At 48.3% G+C, this 24,628-nt stretch carries 22 protein-coding genes; 17 read left to right on the top strand and 5 right to left on the bottom strand.

The annotated features are described in order from the left end of the window. Nucleotides 1–199: 199 nt before the first annotated feature. The gene (locus FHS30_RS02825) at nt 200–2,098 is read right to left on the bottom strand and encodes a tetratricopeptide repeat-containing diguanylate cyclase (protein WP_183908093.1); all 1,899 of its coding nucleotides are present in this window, start codon (nt 2,096–2,098) and stop codon (nt 200–202) included. A 1,181-nt stretch (nt 2,099–3,279) separates the two neighbouring features. Here FHS30_RS02825 and FHS30_RS02820 point away from each other — a divergent pair. The 4 genes from FHS30_RS02820 to FHS30_RS02805 all read left to right on the top strand — a co-directional run bounded on the left by FHS30_RS02820 (nt 3,280) and on the right by FHS30_RS02805 (nt 6,837). Continuing rightward, complete coding sequence (locus FHS30_RS02820) at nt 3,280–3,945, top strand: DUF4386 family protein (RefSeq protein ID WP_183908091.1); 666 nt, start codon at nt 3,280–3,282, stop codon at nt 3,943–3,945. A gap of 138 nt (nt 3,946–4,083) precedes the next feature. Continuing rightward, nucleotides 4,084–5,037 (top strand): NAD(P)-dependent alcohol dehydrogenase, encoded by a 954-nt coding sequence (locus FHS30_RS02815; RefSeq protein ID WP_183908089.1) that lies wholly within the window; start codon nt 4,084–4,086, stop codon nt 5,035–5,037. Between the two features lie 256 nt (nt 5,038–5,293). After that, entirely contained in the window at nt 5,294–6,244 is a 951-nt protein-coding gene (locus tag FHS30_RS02810; RefSeq protein WP_183908087.1) for a hypothetical protein, read from the top strand. Continuing rightward, nucleotides 6,241–6,837, top strand: coding sequence for a hypothetical protein (locus tag FHS30_RS02805; protein ID WP_183908085.1), 597 nt, complete (start codon nt 6,241–6,243; stop codon nt 6,835–6,837). The genes FHS30_RS02810 and FHS30_RS02805 overlap by 4 nt, the downstream gene beginning before the upstream one ends. Nucleotides 6,838–6,908: 71 nt before the next feature. Here FHS30_RS02805 and FHS30_RS02800 read toward each other — a convergent pair whose 3' ends face one another. Then, nucleotides 6,909–7,733, bottom strand: coding sequence for a DUF2306 domain-containing protein (locus FHS30_RS02800; protein ID WP_183908083.1), 825 nt, complete (start codon nt 7,731–7,733; stop codon nt 6,909–6,911). A 172-nt stretch (nt 7,734–7,905) separates the two neighbouring features. On the opposite strand from FHS30_RS02800, the gene FHS30_RS02795 reads away from it, so the two are divergent. The 6 genes from FHS30_RS02795 to FHS30_RS02770 all read left to right on the top strand — a co-directional run bounded on the left by FHS30_RS02795 (nt 7,906) and on the right by FHS30_RS02770 (nt 15,285). Further along, nucleotides 7,906–9,156: a sensor histidine kinase gene (locus FHS30_RS02795; protein WP_183908081.1), complete on the top strand. Its 1,251-nt coding sequence runs from the start codon at nt 7,906–7,908 to the stop codon at nt 9,154–9,156. Next, the gene (locus tag FHS30_RS02790; RefSeq protein WP_183908079.1) at nt 9,149–9,823 is read left to right on the top strand and encodes a response regulator; all 675 of its coding nucleotides are present in this window, start codon (nt 9,149–9,151) and stop codon (nt 9,821–9,823) included. Before FHS30_RS02795 ends, FHS30_RS02790 begins: the two co-directional genes overlap by 8 nt. Continuing rightward, nucleotides 9,810–10,232 (top strand): hypothetical protein, encoded by a 423-nt coding sequence (locus FHS30_RS02785; RefSeq protein WP_183908077.1) that lies wholly within the window; start codon nt 9,810–9,812, stop codon nt 10,230–10,232. Before FHS30_RS02790 ends, FHS30_RS02785 begins: the two co-directional genes overlap by 14 nt. 436 nt (nt 10,233–10,668) lie before the next feature. After that, nucleotides 10,669–11,385: a class I SAM-dependent methyltransferase gene (locus FHS30_RS02780; RefSeq protein WP_183908075.1), complete on the top strand. Its 717-nt coding sequence runs from the start codon at nt 10,669–10,671 to the stop codon at nt 11,383–11,385. 446 nt (nt 11,386–11,831) lie between these two features. Continuing rightward, complete coding sequence (locus FHS30_RS02775) at nt 11,832–13,958, top strand: TonB-dependent siderophore receptor (protein ID WP_183908074.1); 2,127 nt, start codon at nt 11,832–11,834, stop codon at nt 13,956–13,958. Nucleotides 13,959–14,049: 91 nt separating this feature from the next. Further along, complete coding sequence (locus FHS30_RS02770) at nt 14,050–15,285, top strand: PepSY domain-containing protein (protein ID WP_221197122.1); 1,236 nt, start codon at nt 14,050–14,052, stop codon at nt 15,283–15,285. 187 nt (nt 15,286–15,472) lie between these two features. On the opposite strand, the gene FHS30_RS02765 is transcribed toward FHS30_RS02770, so the two are convergent. Continuing rightward, a complete protein-coding gene (locus FHS30_RS02765; protein WP_221197121.1) occupies nt 15,473–15,946 on the bottom strand; it encodes a YybH family protein in 474 nt (157 codons plus the stop codon). A gap of 16 nt (nt 15,947–15,962) precedes the next feature. Then, the gene (locus FHS30_RS02760) at nt 15,963–16,907 is read right to left on the bottom strand and encodes an amidohydrolase family protein (protein WP_183908072.1); all 945 of its coding nucleotides are present in this window, start codon (nt 16,905–16,907) and stop codon (nt 15,963–15,965) included. 923 nt (nt 16,908–17,830) lie between these two features. Here FHS30_RS02760 and FHS30_RS02755 point away from each other — a divergent pair. From FHS30_RS02755 to FHS30_RS02740, 4 genes are all read left to right on the top strand, one after another. Beyond that, entirely contained in the window at nt 17,831–19,351 is a 1,521-nt protein-coding gene (locus FHS30_RS02755) for an alpha/beta hydrolase-fold protein (protein ID WP_183908069.1), read from the top strand. A 201-nt stretch (nt 19,352–19,552) separates the two neighbouring features. Then, complete coding sequence (locus FHS30_RS02750) at nt 19,553–20,464, top strand: sugar phosphate isomerase/epimerase family protein (RefSeq protein WP_183908067.1); 912 nt, start codon at nt 19,553–19,555, stop codon at nt 20,462–20,464. Nucleotides 20,465–20,623: 159 nt separating this feature from the next. Further along, complete coding sequence (locus tag FHS30_RS02745; RefSeq protein WP_183908065.1) at nt 20,624–20,905, top strand: hypothetical protein; 282 nt, start codon at nt 20,624–20,626, stop codon at nt 20,903–20,905. 100 nt (nt 20,906–21,005) lie between these two features. Then, nucleotides 21,006–21,347, top strand: coding sequence for a YajD family HNH nuclease (locus FHS30_RS02740; RefSeq protein WP_183908063.1), 342 nt, complete (start codon nt 21,006–21,008; stop codon nt 21,345–21,347). A 158-nt stretch (nt 21,348–21,505) separates the two neighbouring features. Here FHS30_RS02740 and FHS30_RS02735 read toward each other — a convergent pair whose 3' ends face one another. Further along, the gene (locus FHS30_RS02735; protein ID WP_183908061.1) at nt 21,506–23,155 is read right to left on the bottom strand and encodes a GGDEF domain-containing protein; all 1,650 of its coding nucleotides are present in this window, start codon (nt 23,153–23,155) and stop codon (nt 21,506–21,508) included. Between the two features lie 204 nt (nt 23,156–23,359). Here FHS30_RS02735 and FHS30_RS02730 point away from each other — a divergent pair, with 204 nt between their 5' ends. The 3 genes from FHS30_RS02730 to FHS30_RS02720 are packed head-to-tail and all read left to right on the top strand — an operon-like array spanning nt 23,360 to nt 24,622. Then, on the top strand, nt 23,360–23,704 hold the full coding sequence (locus tag FHS30_RS02730; RefSeq protein ID WP_183908059.1) for a Fis family transcriptional regulator: 345 nt from the start codon (nt 23,360–23,362) through the stop codon (nt 23,702–23,704). 49 nt (nt 23,705–23,753) lie between these two features. After that, entirely contained in the window at nt 23,754–24,266 is a 513-nt protein-coding gene (locus FHS30_RS02725) for a metal-dependent hydrolase (protein ID WP_183908057.1), read from the top strand. Next, nucleotides 24,263–24,622, top strand: a complete 360-nt coding sequence (locus FHS30_RS02720; protein ID WP_183908055.1) for a cupin domain-containing protein — start codon at nt 24,263–24,265, stop codon at nt 24,620–24,622. The genes FHS30_RS02725 and FHS30_RS02720 overlap by 4 nt, the downstream gene beginning before the upstream one ends. The last annotated feature ends 6 nt before the right edge of the window (nt 24,623–24,628 follow it).

Below are 24,628 nucleotides of genomic sequence, written 5' to 3'. Positions count from 1 at the left end.
GTTCAACGGGAAAACCGGCAAAGGGAGCTAAAAAGCTAAAGGGGACACCCACCTAATCGTTCTTCAGATGGGTGTCCACGCAATAGCTTACAAGAATACTCTGCTACTAAGAAAAACTATTTATGACTAACCATAAAAACAGCGAAATAATGCACTACGGTGAAAAACTTGGATTTACCAAAAAGTAATTCTATTCTTATTAGTCAACTGCCACCTCAAATCGATTCCGTCCATTTTCTTTCGCCTTGTATAGTGCTTCATCAGCACGCTTAACAACCTGCTCTACAGAACCATCTCCATCATTAAGATCCGTGCAACCCATGCTGATAGTGACGACTGGCGCACCGTCTATTTGTAGATCTAAGTGTTTAAGCTTTTTCTGTATGCGCGCGAAAACATTTTCAATTTGATGGCACTGGTTATTGGGCAACACCAACAGCCACTCTTCGCCGCCCCAGCGCCCAAGGGCATCGTCAGCCCGAAGCTCGCTGGCAATGGCTTTTGCTACTTTCTTTAACACTTCATCGCCAACGTCATGTCCAAAGCGATCGTTAAAAGACTTAAAATGATCAATATCAACTAAGGCAAAACAAACGGGTGCGCTGCTTGCTTTTGAAGCAGATATGATATTTTGAGCAAAAGTACTGATACTGCGACGGTTTCGCGTTTGCGTTAGATCATCCACCATCGCCAAGGTTTTAAACCGTTGCTTGGTTTTTATTTGAATCACTAAAAACGCGACCGCAGCAAACAAAATGATCAATAAGACTACAGAAAGCAGAATCAACAATAACTGTCTAAACTCTTTTGCGGCCAACTCCGTTTCAGCTAATTTCTTCTCCGTGTACAAAAGCTGGTTTTCAGCCTCAACCTCCTTTAGTTCAAACATGGATTGGTAGCGTCGCGTTGACTGCTCCTGAGATTCTTTAAGCTGCTCGTCATTGAGTGCCACCCACGCCTTATAATTGTCAAGTGCCAATGCATATTGACCCTGCAATTCGTAAATCATTGCCTTAGAACGCACTAGGGCAATACGCCGTTTTAGTGTGGTCATTTTTTCAACCAGCGGTTCAGCAATCGCCAAATCTTCATCCCAGCCTGGAAGATTCAGCTTGGCTCTAAGCCGCGCACGAAGCAGGTGTGAAAGGATTGTCATACCCGTAATACTGTTGTCTTCAAAGATGGGCAGTATGCTGTTGATTTTGGCGAGTGATGGCTCATAATTTCCCAGCTCTTCCTCTACCGACGCCAGCTCATAGATCGCATAGGCTGCACCTATTTTGTCTCCGGCCTTATTTGCACTTTCTAACGAAAGCTGGGCATAACTGGCAGCCTGTTCGTTTTTGCCCATGTGCCGATAGGTCAACGCAATATTGTAGTAAGTTATGGAGGCTTCAACTAAGTTTTCGGCGGGGTCAATGAGCTCTAGAGATCGTAGATGGTATTCAATGGCCTTATCCGGCTGGCCGAGCTCATCATAAATTAACGCAATACTGCCTAAAACCTCAGAACGGTTTTTTGCATCGCCTAAGTCAGAAAAAATCCCGCTGGCTTTAACCATCACTTTGAGTGCATTTTGCAACGCACCTGACTCGTAATAGACCTGCGCGGCAAGCATCAGCATATCGCCATGAAGCTCCGAGTTTGGCGCAATACCTTCTACAATAGCCAGAGATCGCGCCGTGTATTGGGTTGCAAGCGCTTCATTTTGATCATTCAATTCCGCGATCGCCAAAATACCCAAATAGCGCGCCTTAAATTGAGGCGCTGCATGCGCTTCAGCGAGCGCTAGCCCCGCTTGGGCAAGCGGCTTAATCTCGTTGCGCTGGGAAAGATAATAGTGGGTGCTCGCCATAAGGTACCGAGCATGCAGCTGCATTTCGACATTAGCTTCAGTTGATGGCTGCTCTATCAGAGCACCTAGCTCTGCAAGAAGCTGCTGAGGCTGACTCATACTGAGTTTTTTATAATGGGCGACGTCTAATTGTCCACTGGCATCGAGTACGGGCTTTACGTCATCGGCAAATGCCCACCCGCCCCAAGAAATAAGGAAGATTAAAGCGAGAAGGTGCCAGCTAGGTAATTTTAAAGTAATCATAGTGGGCTGAATTATAGTCGTAGGCCCACCGAACCCCAAATTGATCGCGGCACTTGCGGGTACAACCGAATAGAATACCCACCCTAGCGCTTGCGCCGCTGCTTTACGGGACAACCACCTTAACGCGCACCTTAACGCGCACTAATAAGTCCGCGGGTATTGTGCCGCTCCCAATTGGGCACGCGGCAGCCCAATCCCCCCACCCCTTCACCGCTCCAGCATTGCCGTCCTGCAATGAGTCGCTCACGCCACGTCCTTGTGGCTTGTGAAGGGTTGGGGGTTTGGGCTTTATAAGATCGTGCAGGGTTCCGCGGCAAAGATGCGCGAACAACCAAACTAACTACGAAGCTCCAAGCCTCGGGCCCCCTTGCGCCGCGGCTTACATAGGGTGGTCTTTCTATAACGCAAAATACGCGTTGTCTTCGCTACGCTACGGCTGGTTCGTATGAACGCTCCTAACGTAGCTTTCGCTAACGCTCATGGTCTACGCGTTGCTTCGACTCTTTGGCCACACAAAGAAAATGAACAAGGTAGCTTAAAGTGACACCCTCCCTACTCAAGACATTCTTCACCAGCAATTCACCAGACGTCCGCGGGTTTTGTGCCGCTCCTAACTGGGCACGCCGAAGCCCAATCCCCCACCCCTTCACCGCTCCAGCATTGCCGTCCTGCAATGAGTCGCTCGCGCCACGTCCTTGTGGCTTGTGAAGAGCTGGTGCATTGGGCTTTATAAGATTCTCCGAGGTTCCAAGGCAACAACAGGAAACTCACCAAATCTCCTACAAAGCACCACGCCTCGGGCCCCTTGCGCAGCGGTGAGCGGAGGGTAGCCTTTCTTTGACGCAAAATACGCATGGCCTTCGCAGCACTACGGCTGGTTCGTATGAACGCTCCTAACGTCGCTTTCGCTAACGCTCATGGTCTCCGCGTTGCTTCGACTCTTTGGCCACACAAAGAAAATGAACAACCCCACATAAAACCAACCCACCTGCAACCTCAGCTTAACGGGACACCCACCCTAACGCGCTTAAAATGAACGCCCCCGTAATACCTTCAAATAACATCACCCTACACTTCACCCCACGCCAAGCACTCTTGCTCGCAATCCAATCGCAATCCATCTGCCAGCCTGTAAACTGCCAACATCCGCAACTACAACTTCAGCGCAAATAGGGGTCGCAATGACATTACAACAATCCGGTGGTATCGCCGCCATCATAGAAGGCCTGACCTACATCTTCGGTATCGTGTTGTTTCTGATCGTACTCGACCCGTCGGATTATGAAGGCGCCATGGGCCGCCTGCAGTTCATGACGGAAAACAGCGACCGCTACATCTTGGGCCTGCTTGTATCCGGTTTTTTATTCAGTTTTGCGTTGGTGGTGTTAGTACAGGCCATGCATCAACGGCTGGTTTCGGTTGCCCCCAACCTCACCACCTTTGCTACGGCGACAGGTTACTTTTGGGCGGCCATTGTGCTGACCTCATCCATGATTGAAGTGGTGAGCATTAACGCGCTAACAGGGCTTTACGCGACCGACCCAGACGCAGCACTGGTTTTGCAGAGATCGGTGAGTGTTGTTTCTGGCGGTTTGGGTGGCGATATTGAATTGGTGGGAGCGGTGTGGACAGCGATCATCAGCGTCATTGGCATCAAGCATCACATATTCAGCCGTTGGTTGAACTACTTAGGCCTTGCCGTGGGCGTGGCGGGCACGCTGACGCTGTTGGCGTTTTTCTCGATATTCAAAGGCAACTCAGCATTTGAATTGATGACGCTCATTTTTGGCCTAGGCCAGATTCCTTGGTTTATTTGGCTGGGCACTTGCCTGTATCGGAATAAATGATTGACGATTAAGATAAAAGGACCAAACACCATAATCCCACTTATTTACTACTTTCCAGCTACCGAACCCCATGATCCACATGCTATAAGCGTAAGATACTTGTGTGCTCCACCACGGCTCAAACTGCGAAGGTGACTCATGAAAGCTGCAATATGGACAGCGTACGGCACCCCGGATGTCCTGCAAGTTCAGGAAGTTGATAAACCGATACCAAAAGATAATGAAGTCCTGATTAGAATTGCCGCATCGACAGTGACTGCGGGTGACAGTCGGATGAGAAGATGTGACGTCCCCAGTGGGTTTTGGCTTCCCTCTCGCCTAGCGTTTGGTTTGTTTAAGCCTAGGAAGACTATAACTGGAATGGATTTTTCTGGAGAAGTCGTTGCCGTGGGTAAAGGCGTCAGTTTATTTAAAACAGGCGATCGGGTATTTGGTAGCACGGGTATGGCGCTAGGCACCAACGCTGAGTATACGTGCATTGCCGAAAACAAATCGATTATAAATATACCAAACTCAATTTCTCATACAGATGCTGTCGCTTTGATTTTCGGCGGAATAACGGCACTGCATTTTTTAACGGGAAGAATTAAACAAGGCAGTAAGGTATTAATAAATGGTGCCTCTGGTTCTGTAGGCAGCGCAGCCGTTCAACTAGCAAAAAGTTTCGGGGCCGAAATAACAGGCATATGTTCTGGCGGAAATAGAGACCTAGTGTTATCACTTGGGGCAGACAAGGTGATTGATTACACCAAAAATGAATTTGCTAATGATGTTGTTGTTTATGATGTGATTCTAGACGCTGTCGGTAATTTGTCATATGCAGGTTGCAAAAAATCGCTATCAAAATCTGGAATACTCATTCTTATCAATGCCGGCCTCGGCACTATAATAAGCTCACTTTTTAATAGACAGGTTATTTGTGGAGTCGCAGTAGAAAGCAAGGAGCGACTACATGAAATTTTGCGCCTATACGAATCTAAACAATTAATGCCTGTCATCGATAAGACCTACCCACTGGAGAAAATAGCGGAGGCACATAGGCATGTGGATACTGGGCACAAGAAGGGCAATGTTGTTATAACCACTGAGTAAGAAACATCTAACAAATAAAATTTACAGAAACAATAACGCACTCATTCCGCCAACCACATAAAATATCCAAAGCCTATGAGCATGCGACCTCTAGATTACAGCGGGCAATGTGAATTTCATCACTATTGGTACGATAGTGTCGCAGTTTGTCGCCAGCATCCATTGTTTCCGCTCGGCTCTACTATTAACATGCCTTTTGCCTGCTAAGCTAGCGCACTGCTAGATATTTACCGATCTCAATGCAAAGGACTGTATTATGGCAAACCCCATCCCCTACACTCATATCGCGCCAAACGCCCTACAACAACGTCAACAGGAACAAGCTCTAGCCATGTCGTTGCGGAAGAATGACACGACGCTAGTGGCTATGACCTCTGACGAATTTCTAGACTATGCCCTAGCGATTAAAGAAAGTCAGGGCATGAGTCGCAATGATGCGTTGTCTTGGATTGACGGCATTGCGGGGTTACCCACAGCAAACCCAGCAGCAATCAAACACTCTTGGGATCAAAATAAAGGCACGGGTAAAGAGATTGGTTCATATCTACCTGTTTTCTCAGATGCACGGAAACTGACAAAGCTCGCCTCTGACTTACATAAAGGCGGCGGGGCGTACTCCAAATACCGAGTTAATTACCATGGAGGCAAAGCGTATGTTGTTATTGCCGGATACGCAGGGTTAAGGCAACACCTCACTGCAAGCCACTATTTAGCCAACAATCCAAAAGTGGTCAGCATGGGGATTGGTAAACTAGGAGCGGCCGACACCATAAGAAGTGGATTTTTGCTATCGGTAATTTTTTCTGTTGCCTTTCATTCTCTAGATCAGATGCTAAATGATAGCGCCACTTGGCACACTTTTTTGGCTGGCGTCACAGTTGATGTTGTATCTGCTGTAACTGGCGGGGCGATAGCATGGGGCGTTACATCCATGTTTATTGGCGGCGCAGCGATGGCGGCAGTTGGGCCTATTCTCTTAGTTGTGATTGCGGGAGCTGCTGCTACGTGGTATCTAAACGATCTAGCGAGTCAGTATCAGGTAGCAGAAAGAATGGCGGTAAGGCTTATTGTCGCCGAGAGCAGGCTTGCTAGTGAATTTAATAGATTAGATCGAGAAATTAAGCGTGGACTTAATCATGCTAACGAAGACCCAGTTGGATTTATGCATAAGTTATTCGGTGTTCCGTATTTTGGAAGGTTTCAATGACGTCTGAAAATGATTCGTTGCCAGAAGATAAAAACCTTTTCTATCGTGCTAAGTGTGTATTTTTTATTCTAATTAGTCTTGCTATCGCCTATAGAATTGTATTTATCGGCTTGCCGGAATTTATTAGAAATATAGGCTTGATAAATAGCAGAGCGTCTGTTGTCGCATTATCTCCCTGGGCGATCCCGCTAGTTCTAGCTGCATTCGTTTTCATTTTTATGGCTTGGGGATTGCTGCTTAGGTTACTGGACAAAGAAAAGGGCAAAAGCTTCCAGTTTACCGTAAATGGGGCTATTGCTATGTCAGTTGCGGCTCTAGTTATTCGCCTGCCAATGGGTTACCTGATCGACAACTATCTTGAATCTAGAAACTATTCCTATTGTTATTGGTACACACCTCCTGCTAATTTCAGCCCGCCGGTCTGGGTTCGAGAACCACAATTATGTATTGAGCAAACTGGCCATATTCGCAAGATGTTATTTAAGTGGATACAGTCTCAACCCCACGGCGGACGAGATTTGACAGTTGAAGAATTACAACAGAAGGTTGCAGAACTGGATATGGCGCACGCTGCTGGGGCGCCAGTCTATTAGTAACCTACATAGTCCAACTACCCTCTTATAGAGAGCAAGTGGGCGAATTTCATGCCCCTTCATCGAAATCCCTACATCCGAGGCAACCACAGCCCCATCGTTGCCGCAAAGATGCCAACCGCCATATAGATCGTGAGCAACCCAAGCGACACGACGAACGCTGATTTCACCCAAGGCGCAGCGCCTTGCTGGCAGTGAAAGTACCACTGCAGCATGCCCAGCGGCAGCAGGTAATTGGCAAAGCCAAGAAAGTACAAAAACGGTCCGGTAAAGGTTTTGAAATCAACGCCGACGCCGCCCGTAAGCATCACCCACCCCATCAAACCGACACGAGAAAACCACACGGCGCTGGCGACTAAAAACAAGCGCAGCGCCCAACGGCGATGCTCTACAAAACGACGGGCCATGGCGTGGCGAACGGCCATTAAAGCGCACACTAGAATGAGCACTGCATCGCCAGAGATACCAATGTGAGAAATGACATCGCCAATGGCACTGCGCGTCCACGTCATATACAGCCCAACCAAAGCCGAAGTTACGGCTGCCACTAAATAGCAGCGGCCGAGCACCCTGTGGAAACGCGGAAAGCGATTGCGCACAGCGGGAATTAACTGCAAGGGCCCGCCGCCAATAATTATTGATGCGAGCAAAACGTGGCTGATGGCTGCTATATTTCCGATAAAATCGCCCTCATTAAACCCCGAAGGTAAGTGCATGCCCTTCAATCCCTGCATGCCGTTTTCAGCGATGGGCGGGAAAAAAGCAGCCACTATGTAAACACAAAAAATCCAGTGACCAACGGCTGCAATTGAAAACCAGGTGGTTACCGCCATGGGAACTATTCGGTCTAGCTGTATGCGCGGCATGATTTGTTGTTGCAAAGCGATATCTGACATCTGCGGATTCCTGTCCAAGCTAGTTACTGATGACCTATGGTCGCCTAGCCGCGCATTGGGAACATCGCCCGTCAGCTGGATTTTAATCTCCGCCAAAAGGATGACGGCCTACCACCACCACTCCCCCAAGAGTTGCATGACACCCATGCGGCGTCTGGTTTAGCATGGGTGGATGAGTGAGCCTGCCAAACCTAATCCAACCACCGCATCTTCCGCGCCTCTAACCACGCCCGTGAATTTAGGTGCTGTGTGGCGACCCCTGCGTGGGCCATTTCAACGCTGGCCCCAACTCACCGACCTCACGCTGGCAGTACTGTCACTGCTGATGACACTCATCATGTGGTCTAGCCGGTCCGGGCGCGAATTGCTTAGGCTGGAGCACTTCACCGATGTGGCCGCCGTGTTATTGGTTTTTTCGGCGAGCGTTGCTTTGCTGTGGCGTCGCAGCCACCCGTGGCAAGTGCACGCGTTGGCGATGCTAGCCACGGTGACCATTTACTTCGCCACGCCAGTGCATGGGGTCGTGGCGTTAGCTGTTTCGCTCTACAGTTTGGGGCGCTATGAAGCTCGGCGAACGGCGAGCTTGTTGGGCGTGCTTGCGGCAGTGCTGTTCATTTTGCTCGATCGCGCGGTCATCAATCCGCTTACCGCGGGCGGCACCATGACCGCGGTGCTGGCCGCGTGCATCTGGTATGTTGGCCGGCGCCTACGATTTCGCGCGGAATATCTGCGCCTACTCGAAGAGCGAGCACACCATCTAGAGCGCGAACAGCATGCAGAAGCCGAGCGCGCTGTAGTGGCAGAACGCAGCCGTATTGCGCGTGAAATGCACGACGTGGTGGCCCATCAACTCAGTTTAATGACAGTACAGGCAGGAGCCGCCAGAACCATTGCCCGCACTGATCCACAAGCGGCCATGCAAGCCATGGCAGCGGTGGAAGAAGCTGGCCGTCGCGCCTTGACAGAAATGCGCCAACTATTGAGCGTGTTGCGACCGCAACACGCAAGCGTTGAACTTGTACCACAACCGGGCGTGCACGACCTACCGGCGTTGATTGAACAGGTGAATAATGTCGGCCCGCAGGTGACGTTTCGCTGTGACGATTCGCTTGCCGAGTTGCCCGCGCGGCTAGATCTCACCCTCTATCGACTGGTGCAAGAAGCGCTAACTAACGTGGTAAAACACGCGGGGCAAAACGTACAAGTGAGCGTTGCTATTGAAAGCCATAAAAACAGCCTGCGCGTGACCGTGCGCGATAACGGCCAAGGCCCCTCGCGCAGTAGTACATCCGGTCATGGATTAATCGGCATGCGCGAGCGCGTGGAATTATTGGGCGGTACGTTTGTTGCCACCGCAACTGAAACGGGTGGCTTTGAGGTGAGCGCCACATTGCCCAGAACGTCAGGAGACAACAATGCTTAAAGTCATGGTGGTGGATGATCAGGCACTGGTGCGCCGAGGCTTTGCCATGGTGCTGGGGCACGAACCCGACATCGACGTGGTGGCCGAAGCCGGTAACGGACTGGAGGCAATTGCGGCCGCCGGCACGTTTTCTCCGGACGTTATTCTCATGGATATTCGCATGCCCGAGATGGACGGCCTTGAAGCCACTGCAAAAATTCTTGCCGAAGAAGATTGCACTGCGCGCGTGATTATTCTCACCACCTTTGATCCAGACGAATACGTTTACCGCGCATTGCGGGCGGGCGCCAGTGGGTTTGTGCTGAAAGACATTCCGCCGGAGCAATTGGTTGAAGCCGTGCGCACGGTCGCCGACGGCGGCGCCATGTTATCGCCCGCTATTACACAGCGCTTAATCCAACAGTTCAGTGAACCCAGCAGCGTAAACACAACGCTCGCCACTCGGCTTGAACGTCTGACTGCGCGCGAGCAAGATGTGCTTACAGCACTGGCAGATGGTAAAAACAATGCCGAAATTGCAAACCAGTTACATATTGGCGCAGCCACCGTAAAGAGCCACGTCTCCAGCCTACTTTCCAAGTTAGGGTTGCGTGATCGCGCCCAAGCGGTGGTATTTGCCTACGAATGTGGACTGGTAAAAATTGGAGATCGCCATGTCGGCTACTGAACAAAACGCCATCGACAACGATCTGTACCGGCTTGCGGCCGTTACCGGCTTGTTGCTGGGCTCGTTTTTATTGGCCGGCGCATCGGGACACCTGATAGCGGTATGGCCAACACTGCCCCTGGAATCGGGCGAAATATCGGCACACGTTTGGTCGCTACTGTTTCCGGGGCTGGTTTTGGCGTGTGGTTGTATTGCCAATTTAACACTGACCATCGGCCTGTGGCGTGGTCGCTCACGGGCGATGTACGCGTCACTGAGCTTCAACGCTGCATGCGCCATCTACTTAGCATTTTTACTCGCCAAAGGCGTACCTGGGCACCCAATTGGAAAATTTCTAACACTGGTCTCCTGTCAGGTACTACTACTGTCTGCCATTGCCGCAGGGCTGGTGTGGTCGAGAGCGGAATAATGCTATTCGGAGGTCACGTTTAAGATACGAGTCCCGGAAAATAGTCTAAGAGCCAGCCCACACCATAAGCATTAGGCCATCTGGCGAAACCCGTTACCCTAAGAGAGCATCCACGCTAAAGAAATCCTAACCCGTCAGCCTATGGGGACATCCAAATTAGCGGGCTCAAGATGGGTATCCACGATGCATCTGACGAAGCGATGGTCAGTTTGAAACGAGTGCACACCTCAATTACTACTGACACACGCCAAGGACTACTACTCGATTGAATCAACGATATCCAGTATCCTGTACACCTTGTAATTTATATGAGCGCGAGAGAAGACATTCCGTAAACGACAACATAAAATCAATCAAGCTTAAAAATTTGGTAGCCAAGGCTGCATAATGATCTTTTATTCTTTGGCAGCAACATCGAACAATCTAGGAATAATAAATGTTTAGTAAAATATTTAAAAATAATCGTGAAGAAAATTTAGGGCTAAACTTGAAACCTGGTGACAACCATTATCGTGCATATGTTGGACCCCCGAAAGATTACGATCTTATATCAGCGATGGTTTTTAATCTTCTGACATGCATCGGACTTCGCCAAGACCATAGAGTATTAGATATTGGTTGTGGTTCCTTAAGAAATGGCAGACTCTTAATTCCCTACTTAAACAAGAACAATTATATTGGTATTGAGCCGAACAAATGGCTAGTTGAGGATGGGATCAAAAATGAAATTGGTAGAGACTTGGTAAAACTTAAAAAACCAACTTTTTCATATTGTGACTCAATGAAAGAATTTAACCTGCCACTAAATATCGATTACGCCTTTGCACAATCAATATTTAGTCATACTGGCTTAGACTTGCTGGACAAATGGCTTTCGGATGCATCATACCATCTAAAAGATGATGGAATTTTACTCGCCACATTTCTAATTGACGAAAAAGACAGTAGCGATCAAGGTTGGATATATCCAGGCTGTGTAAAATTTATACCAGAAACAGTGTCAAAGCTGGCTTTAAAGCACGGATTTAACTTTAAGTTACTAGACTGGTTTCATCCTCGGCAATCTTGGGCAGCATTTTATAAAAAGGATTACGATACCAAATTTATTAGTAATGATATTATCACTTGGAACGAATTTGGAAAGCACTCCTGAACCATCAAAAAGCACATCCGTGCTAGTGGCAGCGAGGCACGGATTGCGGATGTCAATTAAGCGCTAAATGACTCAGATAATATTAACAGCATAACGGGACACCCACCGTAACGCAAAAATGATACTCGCCGCATAAGAAATCGTGGGTATCCCAAGCAAAATCTAGAACGCTGAATGCAATCGGCCATACTGGGAAAGGTTAGCGCTGCAAATACACACAGCTAAAACCAAACTAATCAGCGTGTGCAGCCCCTACCAGCCCAACGCCTGTTTGGGCACCAGCCCCAACCCTACACACCTCGTATCAATCCACACCAACTGCCAACCCATCCACCCTTACCTCACTTGCCACCCTCACCACAAACACAAACGATAACCGTTCTCATTACGTTTATTAAATGCTAGTATGCCGCCCCTGACTCAATACCACTCCTTGGGGGAAACCTATGAAGAACGCCCTTACCCTAGCGGTTATCGCCGCGAATGCCCTGTTGGCAGGCATCACCACACCGGCGTCGGCCGAAACCTCAGCCGGCGCCAGCGCCGGCTTTAGCGAAGAAATTACCATCACTGCCATTCGTGCCGATCGCAAGAGCCGCGGCGCCACTGGGTTGGACATGGATGCCTTTGATACGCCGCAATCGCTGTCGATCATCGGCGCCGAGACCATTGAGGCCTTTGGCCTTAATGATGTGAATACCCTGCTCCACATGACGCCCGGGGTTAATGTGGATGCGGCCGAGACGGATCGCACCTACTACAACGCCCGCGGCTTCGACATAACCAGCATGCACACCGATGGCATTGGCCTGCCGTTTGGCACTTTGATAGTGGGCGATCTGGACACCTTTTTGTATGACAAGGTGGAAGTCATCAAGGGCTCAAATGGGCTAATCACCGGCCTTGGCAATCCCTCTGGCACCGTAAATTACGTGCGCAAGCGACCCACCAACACTTTGGCTGGCAGCGCCAATGTATCGGTCGGAAATTATGGCCAGCACCGCGCGGAACTGGATGTGTCGAAGCCGCTAACGGACTCCGGTAGCTGGGCCACCCGGGTGGTCGGCGTGTACAGCGAAGCTGACAGCTGGCTGGATCACTACCGCAACGACCGCCTTGTGGGCTCGATCATTGTGGATGGGCAACTCACATCCAACCTCACAGTCACGGCCGGCTACGCCCACCAAGATAACAAGAGTGACGGCGTGCTCTGGGGGGCGCTGCCGGTTATTTACAATGACGGACGCCAAGCGGACTACGCCATCGACACCAGCACCACCATGGACTGGACGCATTGGAACACCCTCAGAGAGGAAAGCTTTTTAGAATTGGGTTGGCAAATCAACGATGCTTGGCGCCTGACCGCCACGGGCACACACACCGACTACAGCGAAAACTCCGAGCTCTTTTACATCTACGCCAATACCGGGCTGAATTCGGAAACCGGCCTAGGCTTATTGAGCTACCCCGGTAAGTACGACGACCAGCGCACAAGCCGCGTACTGGATGCCAACCTACAAGGCAGTTTTGACGCTTGGGGCCAGGAACACGCCATCAATATGGGCGCCACTGCCGCCCGCAGCGATGCAAAATCTTTCTCCCATGCTGCGCTCACCGGCTTCCAGGCCATGCCCGCGTTCCCCGGTTGGACCGGCGACGAAGTGGCCCGCCCTACTTTTGCCGCGCCCGCCTTGGCGGCACATCAAGACATCGACCTCAACCGCGTGTATGGCTCGGTTCGACTCGCACTCACCCACAGTTTCAACTTGATCCTTGGCGTTAATGCGGTGGACTACACCAACGAAGGCGACAGCTATGGCGTTGCCACCGACAGCAATGAAGACGGTTCCAGCCCCTACGTGGGCGTTACGTGGGAATTATTAGACGGTGTTAATGCCTACGCCAGCTTCAGTGACATCTACCAACCGCAGTACGTGCTAGGTGAAGACCTTCAATCGCTGGGCTCCGCCGAGGGCCGGAGTTACGAAATCGGCGTGAAAAAATCATTTGCTACCAGCTTGCTGTCGTTGGCAGTGTTTCGCACCGAGCAATCCAATCTTCAAGAATTCAAAGCCTATGGTGACGGTGACGGCGTCGACGACACCGACTATAGCGACGACTTCAACTACGCGATCTATCGCGGTGTGGATGTGGAATCTGAAGGCATAGAGATTGAGTATACCGGCGCACTTACCGACACCTTAACCCTGCAGGCCGGTGCGACCCACTTAAGCCTGAAAGACCAGCAAGGTGAAGACGCGCGCAGCTTTATTCCTCGCAATACCGCAAAAATGCTGCTGAGCTGGCAACCCACCCAACTGGACAGTTTAACGGCCGGTGCGTCACTTCGCTGGCAGGACGACATTTATTTTGACTCGGGCTACGGCCGCATTAAACAAGGCAGCTACGCGGTGCTCGGACTCTATGGCGCCTATCAGGTGATAGAAGACCTCACTCTGGCACTGAACCTAGACAATCTCACCAATGAAAAATATTTCAACTCCGTGAAATACGAGCAGGCCTGGTATGCCGCGCCTCGCACTGTCGCGCTGAGCGCTCGCTGGCAGCTCTAACTCCAAATTAAACGCCACACACAAGGGAGCCCCGCTCCCTTTAACCGTTTAACTAGCACCACCAATAGACAATGAAAAATTGAGGTAGCAGGTGACACAAAGGTTGGGCAAAAAACTGAACAAATCTCTGTTCAAAATTCATAGCTGGGCGGCGCTGTTCACATTTATCCCGTTACTGGTCATCTGCGTGACCGGCAGCATTCTCGTTTTCAAACACGAAATAGACAGTGTGTTAATGCAAGACAAGGTTCGCGTGCCGGTGGGCGGCGCGCGCCTTCCCTTGGATTCGCTGCTCGCGAGCATCAACCGCGCGCACCCCAATTACGAGGCCGTTGGCTGGGTGCTCTATCAAGATGCGGGACGTGCGGATGTCACCTATGTGATCGAAAAAGGCACCAGCGAATGGTCCTATCTACACCTCAATCCCTACACCGGGCAACTGCTGACGCCCCCGAAACCCCATGATCATTACTTCACCGATTGGCTGCTGGAATTGCACTACACCTTGCTACTGGAAGATGCGGGTATGGCGGTAGCCAGCGTATTTGCCATTGCCCTGCTACTCCTGGGCAGCACAGGCATCTACCTGCACCGCAAGTTTTGGCGCAACTTCTTCACCCTTCGGTGGAACAGCCGCCTCGTGGTTTACTTTTCCGACTTACACAAAATGGTGGGCATCGTTAGCGCACCCTTGCTATTAATTCTCGCCTTCACCGGTGCCTGGTGGAATATTGCAAGCCTGTTACATGAATACGAAGAACACGCCGACGGGTTTGAACACCACACCATGCAATCGCGCTTGTACAGCAACCGTATTTCCTTGGATGCGCTGCGCACGCGTGCGGAAAGTCACATCGAAGGATTTACAACCACCTACCTCTCTCTGCCCTGGGAGCCCGGCGCTAATATCACATTCTGGGGGGACGTGCCGACGGGCAACATACTCACCAGCGAATACGCCAGCACCGTCACATTTTCTGCACAGACAGGCGAATACATCGCTAGCTACGATATTCGCACCGCAAGCCTCGGCGCACACATCGTTGACAGCTACCGACGACTGCACTTTGGCGATTTTGCCGGGATTTTTTCCAAAGTAATATGGGCGCTACTGGGAGCATCGCCGCTGATACTGGCGCTAACGGGCATCACCCTGTGGTGCAAACGACGAAAACAACGCGCCGCGCACAAACGAAAACAGTTAGCACAGCAGCAAGCAGGCGATACACTCATTGCTCAAGAGCCGCAACAGATGGCAAATCCCGGACACATGTCACGCAAGTCTACAGTGGCGGCTGCGCAACCACTGGGCAGGGCGCACCAATAATATCAAGGTGCGTCTAGCGTAATAAATTACTAGAAATTTATTACGCATATTCCGATCTGATGCGCCATCAGCATCAGATCGAGGAGTATGCGCTGCACTTTCAATAGTAAAAAAGTAGATAAGATACTTAATCGCCAATCAAGAAGAGTGCACCGCCAATGGGAGACCTACATTCTACTGCATCAACTTAAATCACGTTCCAAATATCGCGATAGATCAGCCAACTACCATCAATTTTCCTCCAGATTACGAGATATCTACTTGAATCCACTTGCCTAACAGTAGCGCTTGTCTCGCCATCTTTCACAAATGATTTAGCCACACCGATTTCGTAAGAAAATTCATTCATACACCTAATCTCGGTAGTATTCTGCTGGACATAGACACCTGCAGACACTGCGCCGGCTAGAAATTCCATGATAGCTAACCTACCATCAACGACATTTTGATTAGGAGGAAAAAGCTGTGCGCCACCGTCATATAAACTTCCCAGCACCTCAAGATCGCCAGATTTGAATGCGACGTTCCAATCCTCGATGCTTTGTATAACTCCGGCACACCCTTCCGGATCTTCAAGGTACGTACTTTCAGCACTAGCGTGGACGCTATCAATTGATAGCAGCATCCACGTAAAGACGAATATAAACCTTAAGCAATACATACCCTCTCCATTAAATTTAATTATTAACAACAGCGTGATGCCTGGCTATTTCTGCCTCGCCCAATCTGAAAAAACGTGCTGCGTTAAAATAGAATATATCGGCTTTTTGTTCTGGCGATAGAAAACTGGCAGTTTGTACATCTTCTATTGCCATATCTATGATTTCTGGCCAAACCATTTGATCTGAACCGAACATAATCCTCTTACCGAAACCGGCAACCACTAGTGATTTCAGAAAATTATGCACTTCTGAACGCGGTAAGGTGAATGACAGCACACCGATATCCACATAAACCTGAGGATGTGCGTACATCAAAGCTTTTATATCTTCTAAATAGGGCCAACCACCATGCATTATGTAGATTCGCATGGTTGGCCGTTTCAATAGAATTTCCTCCAACGCAAGGGGTTTTACGTGACTCGCTCGAGTCTTGGGAAACATACTATAGGCACCACCTTGAGGCCCACCAGGATACATATGAAAGGCAATAGGGACATCGAGTTCCTCAGCCAAATCAAAATATGGAAGAATTTGATCGTCATTTGGCATTAAACCGTGATAATTAGGCGCCATTTCACCTATAACTTCCAGCAACCCAAGCTTATGCTTTTCTCTCATCTCTTCAACGGTATAGCTGCCACCATAACCATGAATAAACAACTTAGGATTATCGACTTTCCACTGTTCGTTTGTTGACATCATCGCCTTGACAATATTGTATTTTTTTAACCGCTTAAAGGTCTCTTCTTTAAGCTCACGCTCATCCTTTGCACCTACAAACACCCGGCCCGTTGAGGGATCGGCATGAGTAGCACCCAAAATGGGATTGCCTTGGCTATAGGCATGAAGGTGGGCGTCAATAACGGGACCTTTGTAATAGGTCGATTGCTCGGATGAAATAGCAACGCCAGCACCGGCATAAAACACAACCATTACGATCATATATTTCAGATAAATCATTTAGGCTATCCTTCTAGGCCACCCTTCGGTTAAAAATATATTGATAAGCTATATCATTAAAATATAGCCCCCGAGATTATCGGTTATAGCCTGCCACCCCATTTAGTCATTCTGTGCCTGACTAACCTTGAACTATAAGTCGCGAAAACTAATGCTGAATCTAATATCAATTTGAAATAGTTGCACACGCTCAATATGAAGAAATGATTCAACTCGACAATTCAAAAAATCAACACAGTAATTAGCAAAATAGCGCGACCATAAAAACCCATTTAAAACATACTATTAGCCAGAATAGCGGCCTTAAACGTGCATTGACAATACTGCCACCTCGATAGCGATATCGACTGCCATCGAATTCTAAATAATCATCACAAGAGCATAAGCACTAAGAGTAGTAGTACACTTAACGGAAACATAACCATTTTAGGTTTGAACGCGTTCAGCGGAAAAACAATTTAATAACAATGGACATCATCATATTTAAATGAATTGTATTGATAATGTTAGCAGCTTCGACCCTAAGCTTTGCCCACGCAGAAACCAGCCATTATCGCTCTACAGGGAAAACTGCTCGTCATTGCAAGCAATACGCTGACTTATTCAACCAACAGATGCTCAATTTATCTAATGAAAAGATACACCTTGATAACAATCGACAATTTAGCCAATGTAAATTTACGCGCATAAACTTCCACATTCTGGAATACATGACAACCTAGAAAATAATGATTTATTGCTCATAAACAATCATTAAACGTACTGGCTGTTAATAATTGGTAAACAGTAACCAGTAGAACCTACTTTTGCATGTTAATAGGGTCGTAAAGCTGTTTAATTAACAACAACCCAGGTAGATACTGTTCTTTGTTGAAGCAGAGTGCGTTTTCTAGATAAAGCAGCAACCAAAGGATGATTTTGACATGACGCTAACACCCTTAACTTCAGATCTTCGCAGGATAAAAACGCAAATAGTGATAGCAATTCTACTCGCCTGCACTGCGCTAGAGGCAAGTTCCGGCGTTTCAATAAAAATCGAAGACGGCTTACTTGAAACCCCATTCTCAGGAAAAATCTATGTCGTCATATCGCCACAAACGAAAGACACCATGCCGCTGAAAACAAACTACTGGTTTAAACCCATAGAAATAATTTCAAAAGACGTTTACCAATGGGATGGCCAGTCCGAACTTATTATCGATCGCAATGATATTCGTTATAATAAGGCAGCAACTAAATTGCCTACGGCCTATGAACTTCAGGTTCTTGCAAGAGTCAACAGGCGGGACGCTGACCCATTTACAAGTATCGGTAATTTGTACAGTGACCCTATTCTGCTCGATTCCGATAGCCATGAAAATCTCAACTTATTCGTTCTAGTCAATAAATCGATTGACCAACATTCACCTTTATACCCTGAAAAACCTGCCGAAAGTTCTCAGCTTAAATTATTCAGTCATCACAGCTCGCTTTTAAGCAAATTCCACAAACAACCCTATTCAGTCGACGTCGCCGTTCATCTTCCAAAGGATTGGCAACACAGCACGAATAAGAAGTGGCCTGTGCTCTACTATATTTCCGGGATGGGCGGGAGCGAACTAGAAGTATTACGTATTATCAAACGGCATCAGGAGTACTTCGACAAATTTATTACAGTGTCAGTAAACGCCATGAACTACGGCGGACATAGCGTCTTTGCTGACTCAGCCAATACAGGCCCGTGGGGCACCATGTTGGTGGAAGAGATCGTCCCTAAGATAGACGGCCGGTTCAGAGGCGCGGGCGCTTCAAAACGCTACTTAACGGGCATCTCATCTGGTGGCTGGTCAAGCTTATGGCTTCAAGTGAAATATCCAGATGAGTTTGCGTCAACATGGAGTTTTGCACCTGACTCAATAGATTTCAGAGATTTTCATCGCATTAACCTCTATGCAAAAGACCAAAACTTTTACACTGATAATTTGGGTTACGATCGAGTGCTTGTACGTTCCCTAAGCGGCAAACCGTTAATCAAGTCAAGAGATTTCATACAAATGGAACAAGCCATAGGAGAAGGTGGGCAAATTCGATCTTTTGAATATGTATTTAGTCCGCGCGGCAAAGATGGCTTGCCAGTACCATTTTTCGATCGTGAAACGGGTAAAATTGACAGAACTGTAATTGAACATTGGAAGTCCTATGATATAAGGCTCTACCTAAATAAACACTGGGAAAATCTTAAAGATAAGCTCAACGGAAAGCTAAACGTGTATGGGGGAGAAAAAGACCAAATATTTCTTGAAAATCCTGTTCGCCTGCTAAAAGAGGAGCTGACATATCTTGATGCCAATGCAAATATTGAAGTACTTCCCGAAGTGGGTCATGCTTTTGACCGAGAAAAAGTAGTCAGCATGCTAAAGATTATAACTTCAGAGCCAGATAATAAACCGATCGACCAAGATTAAAGTTATGCTAGTTCCTTTGTACGATCCTATCGTACCCATGGAAAACTGATATCCCATGAGAAATAACCCACTAATTTACCAATATAGATTTTATCGGCGCTTAAAATTTGGCTTTATTAGATGGACACATAAGGTTTTGTAAATACATACGATTGAGACAGCTATAAAAAGCAGTTTAAATAGCCACCGAATGGAGCATCAATGAATAGAAGAGAATTTATTGCCACCTTAGGGGCGTTAACGTTCACTGCAAAATGCCAACACCTATTTGCGAGCAACTGGAAACCAAACATTGGACTTCAGCTTTTTACCGTTCGAGATCAGTTAAAGAGTGATAAAACTGGGCTTTTGCAAACAATTGCTGAAATTGGCTATTCAACGCTCCAAAGCAGTAGCGTTGACGAAGCGGTCGATCTCCACGACATGGCTAATCATGTCGGACTGACATTCACCTCTTCCCACACCGATCCAGCAACGATCTTCGACCCAAAAGGCAACTTGCTGAAAAGCTATCACGAACCGTTTAGCAAATTGGATCGTTTAGGCATCAAACAAGTCGTATTTTCATCGCCCTTTACGTATTTTGACGCCCCCAAAGACGAGTCTGCGGCGATAGAGCGGGCCGATTTCTACAAGAGACTCGCCCAATCTATCAATCAAATTCATACAAATAAGGATATCGGCGATATTGAAATTTTGTTTCATCCTCACAGTGTCGATTTCGGGAAGCTCCTGTTAACCACACCTTTTCAATTACTGACTGACAATACAGAGCCAACTTCACTGGGCTTTGAAGTGGATACATTCTGGACCAGCATGGCGGGTGTAGATCCCGCTAATCTCATTAAAGCGCTGGGTACAAGGTGTCGATCTCTACATTTATCCGATAGACGTCCTAATTTTAAAAACAGCTACAATTCACTTACAACATTTATGGCAAAGCCGAACCCCGCTGCGCCACTGGGTCGAGGGATATTAGATTTCGACAGCATCTGCAATGAAATTCGCGCAATACAATGTGACCATTTATACATCGAGCAAGCTTGGATTGGAGACAGCTATAAAGAAACGTTGGAAAATAGTATTCAATTATTAACCAATCACTTCAGCTGATCATCAAGAAAAACAGCGATATCCATTAGCTAAACGTCTACATGGGCCCCACTGTATTGGCTGTGATTGCGAACAGGTCGGGTCCATTATTTTGGCGCCGAACGCAAACAGGTATATAGTGGTTAACCACCAGACCATGAGCCCCAGCGCTGAATTACCATGAACAAGCAGTCAGACCCCAAAAAGCTCGTCGACAAGAACCAAAATCTCATTCACTCTGAACTTCTTAAAGTTGTTTCACATGTTCAGCGCGATGACGGCGATTGGGTCATGCACACAGTGATGACAGAGGGCTGTGAAGTGCCCTTTAAATTTAGGCGCAAAGGCAAGTACCAGAGTCTGAAGGGGGCTAGAGTGAATATCACCTACTACCCCACGCAGGAAACGGTGGCGGGCATGGACTTTGAGATCATGAAGGTGGTTCGTATCAAGCGAGGCTAGAACCATGGTTGCGGCCAAGCTTATACGCTTTGGCCTGCGCCTATCGGGCAGCTACAATAGATAAAATCGCACGATCACCAATCTGCATGAGCACCGCACTATGGCACAAGATAATAACCCGTCAACGAGCTACCTAAAACAAGAGAAAGGCTACCGAGATCGCGCACTAAAAATGTACCCTTGGGTGTGTGGCCGATGCACCCGAGAATTCACCTACTCCAATTTGCGCGAACTCACCGTTCACCACCGCGATCACAACCATGACAACAATCCTCCAGACGGCAGTAACTGGGAACTGCTGTGCATCTATTGCCACGACATGGAGCATGCGAAATTCCATGAGCATGTACTCTACGGCTCCACCAAACCAAAAGAGCTAGCGCCTGCCACACACAACCCCTTTGCCAATTTAAAGAAAATGATGGGAGATAAGGAGGCCTAGAGAAGCTGACACTTGAGACATAAGGCCTACTGCAGAAAAATTATGCGTGCAGATTGGCTTTACCTATCGCCCCCTTCAAACACCTCTCTGTATATCACCCCATTGATTTGAAACTAAGTGGAATGTCAATTCTGGACTGGCTGAGCGCAGCAGTACAATCATTCTGGCCGCTTTTCATCATACATATTTTTATCTGCACGTCGTAACACGTCATTGATGCCCTCATCGTTTTCATCCCACCAACCAACACCAACACTGATACTCAAATATACAGGGCCCAAATTCCCTTCGCATACTGGATGAGTTTTCAACCACTCATATAAACGCTGCTTGATTGTATCCGCCGCATTCTCGCAAGCGTCAGGCAGTAACAAGGTAAACTCGTCGCCACCCATTCGAGCAGCGAGGTCGCCTGAACGTATACTGTCATGGCAAGCGCGCGCCAAAGACTGTAAGCACACATCGCCAAAATGGTGGCCATAGCGATCATTGATTGATTTGAAACTATCCAGATCTATAACCACGACACCCAATGGCCGCTTATGACGCCTAGCCTGCACAAATTCCCGCTCGCTAACTTCTTGAAATCGTCGCCGATTTGCCAGCCCAGTCAGCGGATCGGTACTGGCTTGTTCAATGAGTTTTTCTTCCAAACGCTTTCGATGTTCTATCTCCGTCAGCCGCTGTTTATTCAGACGTTGAAAGCGCACGGCCACAACCATAGAAAGCAGACAGACGGCAATGAGCCCTCCAATGCTATTGAGCACCCACACAGGCGTCCGCTTGCTAGGCTGAAACAGCAACCCATTCAAATCAAGCTTGCCGGAAGTTAATCCTGCTTTAACAAATAGCGAGGATATTTTCTTCAGACGGCTTGTACTGACGTAGCCTATCTCAACCAACTCATCGTTTAACAACCCATTGATAGCATGGGCTTCGAAAGTGAGTGCCAGTCGGTCTTTGCGCGTCGGATAGTTGGCCAGGATGTCACTGACGACAACTTCGGGATGTTGACGAGCGTAACGCCAGCCATCGAGCAAGGCATCGCGCATCGCTTTTACAACATCGGGGTTTGCATCAGCGTAGGCGCGTGTCGTAAATAGTGAGTCACCGTAAAAATCTATGCCCGCGTCGCGAGGTGAAAAGATTTTGTAGGGAATACTGGCTTTTATAGCCTGAAATGGTTCCGTAGAAATGTAGGCTGTAGAGGCATGAATCGCCGGCAGGCGGCCCACTTTAAGGCTGCGCATGTCGCCCGTATGGGGGATGAGATTGACCTTTGACATATCTACCCCCGACGATATCAAATACACTAAAAGTTCGGCCGCATGGGTTTCACCCATAAGGGTTCTGCCCTCAAGATCCAACACGGAGTTTATGCCAGCCTCATCTCGTGCCAAGATGACAAAGGGCGAATGCTGAAATATAGCCGCCACAAAAACTACGGGCTTGCCCTCTTGATAGTCCAGTACCAATGAAGAGTTTCCCACACCAAAATCGGCAACGCCTGCCAAGACTTGCTCAACAGGATCGAGGCTAGGCCCCCCTTCTACCAGCTCCACAGCGAGGCCAGCCTGCTCAAAATATCCCTGAGACTGGGCGGCATAAAATCCCGCAAATTGAAACTGGTGGAACCACTTTAACTGTACTCGGACTGGTGTCAGATCCGAAGCTACCGATGAAGAAGAGCACACCAAAGACAGAAGCAAACCGAGTATTGGCAACAAGTTCACTCGGTAGCGAGTAGGTACAGATGCAAATTGAGCGGTAGATAGGTGTGGGTTATCTAATGAACTTTGAGCGTTCATGGTATATGTTTATCCAATGGACTTTTGTATCGGGTCATATTAGCAAATATTTCATACCATGGTGCTTCAGGCTATTTGACTCATCTGGGCCTATATAGCACCCAAGCGTAAATGCCGCACCCTTTAACTGGTTCACGCACGCACTGGTTACGAGGCGTTCAGGCGGTAGGCAACATTAGACTCATATAACACGTACAACAAAATATGCGTAAAACAGATAAAAAACTGGACAACCTTATCACTCACGTACTAACAGACGTGTGCGAAACGACGTTAAAGTCCTTCTCAGGGTTTCAATGGCTAACACATGTCGTCAACTATTCGAGTTTCCCTAAAAGCTTAAGCGTCATTTGTGTGTTTGATACCAACGCCAGTCTCAACGAGCTCATCGCTACCGATGGCCATCATGAGATCACTAAGGTAATTCAGACTCGTCTGTTTGAAGTCGGTATTGATATCGATCGGGCAAGGATTGCGTTTGATTCTGAGGAAGACTGCGCAAAGCATCATAATGGCAAGTGGACGAACAGGCTTGCCAAATATTCATAGCATATAAGTCAGACGTTCATCAGCGACTCAAATCATAGAGGATGCACTGATGCCCTTCACTCCGATTCACATGGGCCCGGGAATACTCATCAAGGGATTGTTACAAGGCGGCTTTAGCTTGATGGTATTTGGCTGGACGCAAATTGTAATGGATATCCAACCCTTGATCGTGATGTTAACGGGGGAAGGCCATTTGCATGGCGTTACGCACACCTACATTGGCGCAACCTTGCTGGCGGTCTTGTCGGCGCTTACAGGTAAGCCGCTTTCTCAATTGGGTTTGCTGTTACTGCGCATCACGCCGGCGGCGCAGGACATTCGCTGGAGGGTCGCGTATTTAAGCGCATTTATAGGCGCCTATAGTCATGTATTCTTCGACAGCATCATGCATTCAGATTTGCAGCCGTTCTACCCCGTCTCACTAAAGAATAGTGTGTTAGGCATGATTTCCATTGACCTGCTACACACACTTTGCCTCTTTGGGGGCGTTGTGGGCGCAGTGATTTACTACACTTTTCCGTACCTACAAAAACAATTAACCCGCAGGAACCACAACTCATGACTACCCCCAATAGCGATCAACCCACAGAATACTTTTTTGGTACCGAAGGGTGTTACATTACCGAGCTTTCGAACACAGCCGCCGATCCTGAGGTGTCTATTGCACAGGCACGTGTGGCGCCCGGTGTAACCACGGCGTGGCACAAGCTGAAAGACACCACTGAGCGCTACCTTATTACGTCTGGAGAAGGCCGTGTGGAAGTGGGAAATGACGCACCGCGTGCAGTGACGATTGGTGATGTGGTATTAATTGCGCCCATGGAGCGCCAGCGCATTACCAATACCGGAACGGTGGATTTGGTGTTCTTGGCGATCTGCTCGCCGCGATTTGACATGGATAATTACCTAAGCGCCTAAACACCT

It is taken from the genome of Simiduia aestuariiviva, from assembly GCF_014192475.1.
GTDB classification, from domain to species: domain Bacteria; phylum Pseudomonadota; class Gammaproteobacteria; order Pseudomonadales; family Cellvibrionaceae; genus Simiduia; species Simiduia aestuariiviva.
Note: the sequence above shows the minus strand (reverse complement) of the source record. Positions and strands in the feature narration are given on the sequence as shown.

Coding starts and splice junctions, on each gene's coding strand:
- FHS30_RS02825 (WP_183908093.1), bottom strand. CDS start 2,098: ATGATTACTTTAAAATTACCTAGCTGGCACCTTCTCGCTTTAATCTTC.
- FHS30_RS02820 (WP_183908091.1), top strand. CDS start 3,280: ATGACATTACAACAATCCGGTGGTATCGCCGCCATCATAGAAGGCCTG.
- FHS30_RS02815 (WP_183908089.1), top strand. CDS start 4,084: ATGAAAGCTGCAATATGGACAGCGTACGGCACCCCGGATGTCCTGCAA.
- FHS30_RS02810 (WP_183908087.1), top strand. CDS start 5,294: ATGGCAAACCCCATCCCCTACACTCATATCGCGCCAAACGCCCTACAA.
- FHS30_RS02805 (WP_183908085.1), top strand. CDS start 6,241: ATGACGTCTGAAAATGATTCGTTGCCAGAAGATAAAAACCTTTTCTAT.
- FHS30_RS02800 (WP_183908083.1), bottom strand. CDS start 7,733: ATGTCAGATATCGCTTTGCAACAACAAATCATGCCGCGCATACAGCTA.
- FHS30_RS02795 (WP_183908081.1), top strand. CDS start 7,906: ATGAGTGAGCCTGCCAAACCTAATCCAACCACCGCATCTTCCGCGCCT.
- FHS30_RS02790 (WP_183908079.1), top strand. CDS start 9,149: ATGCTTAAAGTCATGGTGGTGGATGATCAGGCACTGGTGCGCCGAGGC.
- FHS30_RS02785 (WP_183908077.1), top strand. CDS start 9,810: ATGTCGGCTACTGAACAAAACGCCATCGACAACGATCTGTACCGGCTT.
- FHS30_RS02780 (WP_183908075.1), top strand. CDS start 10,669: ATGTTTAGTAAAATATTTAAAAATAATCGTGAAGAAAATTTAGGGCTA.
- FHS30_RS02775 (WP_183908074.1), top strand. CDS start 11,832: ATGAAGAACGCCCTTACCCTAGCGGTTATCGCCGCGAATGCCCTGTTG.
- FHS30_RS02765 (WP_221197121.1), bottom strand. CDS start 15,946: ATGTATTGCTTAAGGTTTATATTCGTCTTTACGTGGATGCTGCTATCA.
- FHS30_RS02760 (WP_183908072.1), bottom strand. CDS start 16,907: ATGATTTATCTGAAATATATGATCGTAATGGTTGTGTTTTATGCCGGT.
- FHS30_RS02755 (WP_183908069.1), top strand. CDS start 17,831: ATGACGCTAACACCCTTAACTTCAGATCTTCGCAGGATAAAAACGCAA.
- FHS30_RS02750 (WP_183908067.1), top strand. CDS start 19,553: ATGAATAGAAGAGAATTTATTGCCACCTTAGGGGCGTTAACGTTCACT.
- FHS30_RS02745 (WP_183908065.1), top strand. CDS start 20,624: ATGAACAAGCAGTCAGACCCCAAAAAGCTCGTCGACAAGAACCAAAAT.
- FHS30_RS02740 (WP_183908063.1), top strand. CDS start 21,006: ATGGCACAAGATAATAACCCGTCAACGAGCTACCTAAAACAAGAGAAA.
- FHS30_RS02735 (WP_183908061.1), bottom strand. CDS start 23,155: ATGAACGCTCAAAGTTCATTAGATAACCCACACCTATCTACCGCTCAA.
- FHS30_RS02730 (WP_183908059.1), top strand. CDS start 23,360: ATGCGTAAAACAGATAAAAAACTGGACAACCTTATCACTCACGTACTA.
- FHS30_RS02725 (WP_183908057.1), top strand. CDS start 23,754: ATGCCCTTCACTCCGATTCACATGGGCCCGGGAATACTCATCAAGGGA.
- FHS30_RS02720 (WP_183908055.1), top strand. CDS start 24,263: ATGACTACCCCCAATAGCGATCAACCCACAGAATACTTTTTTGGTACC.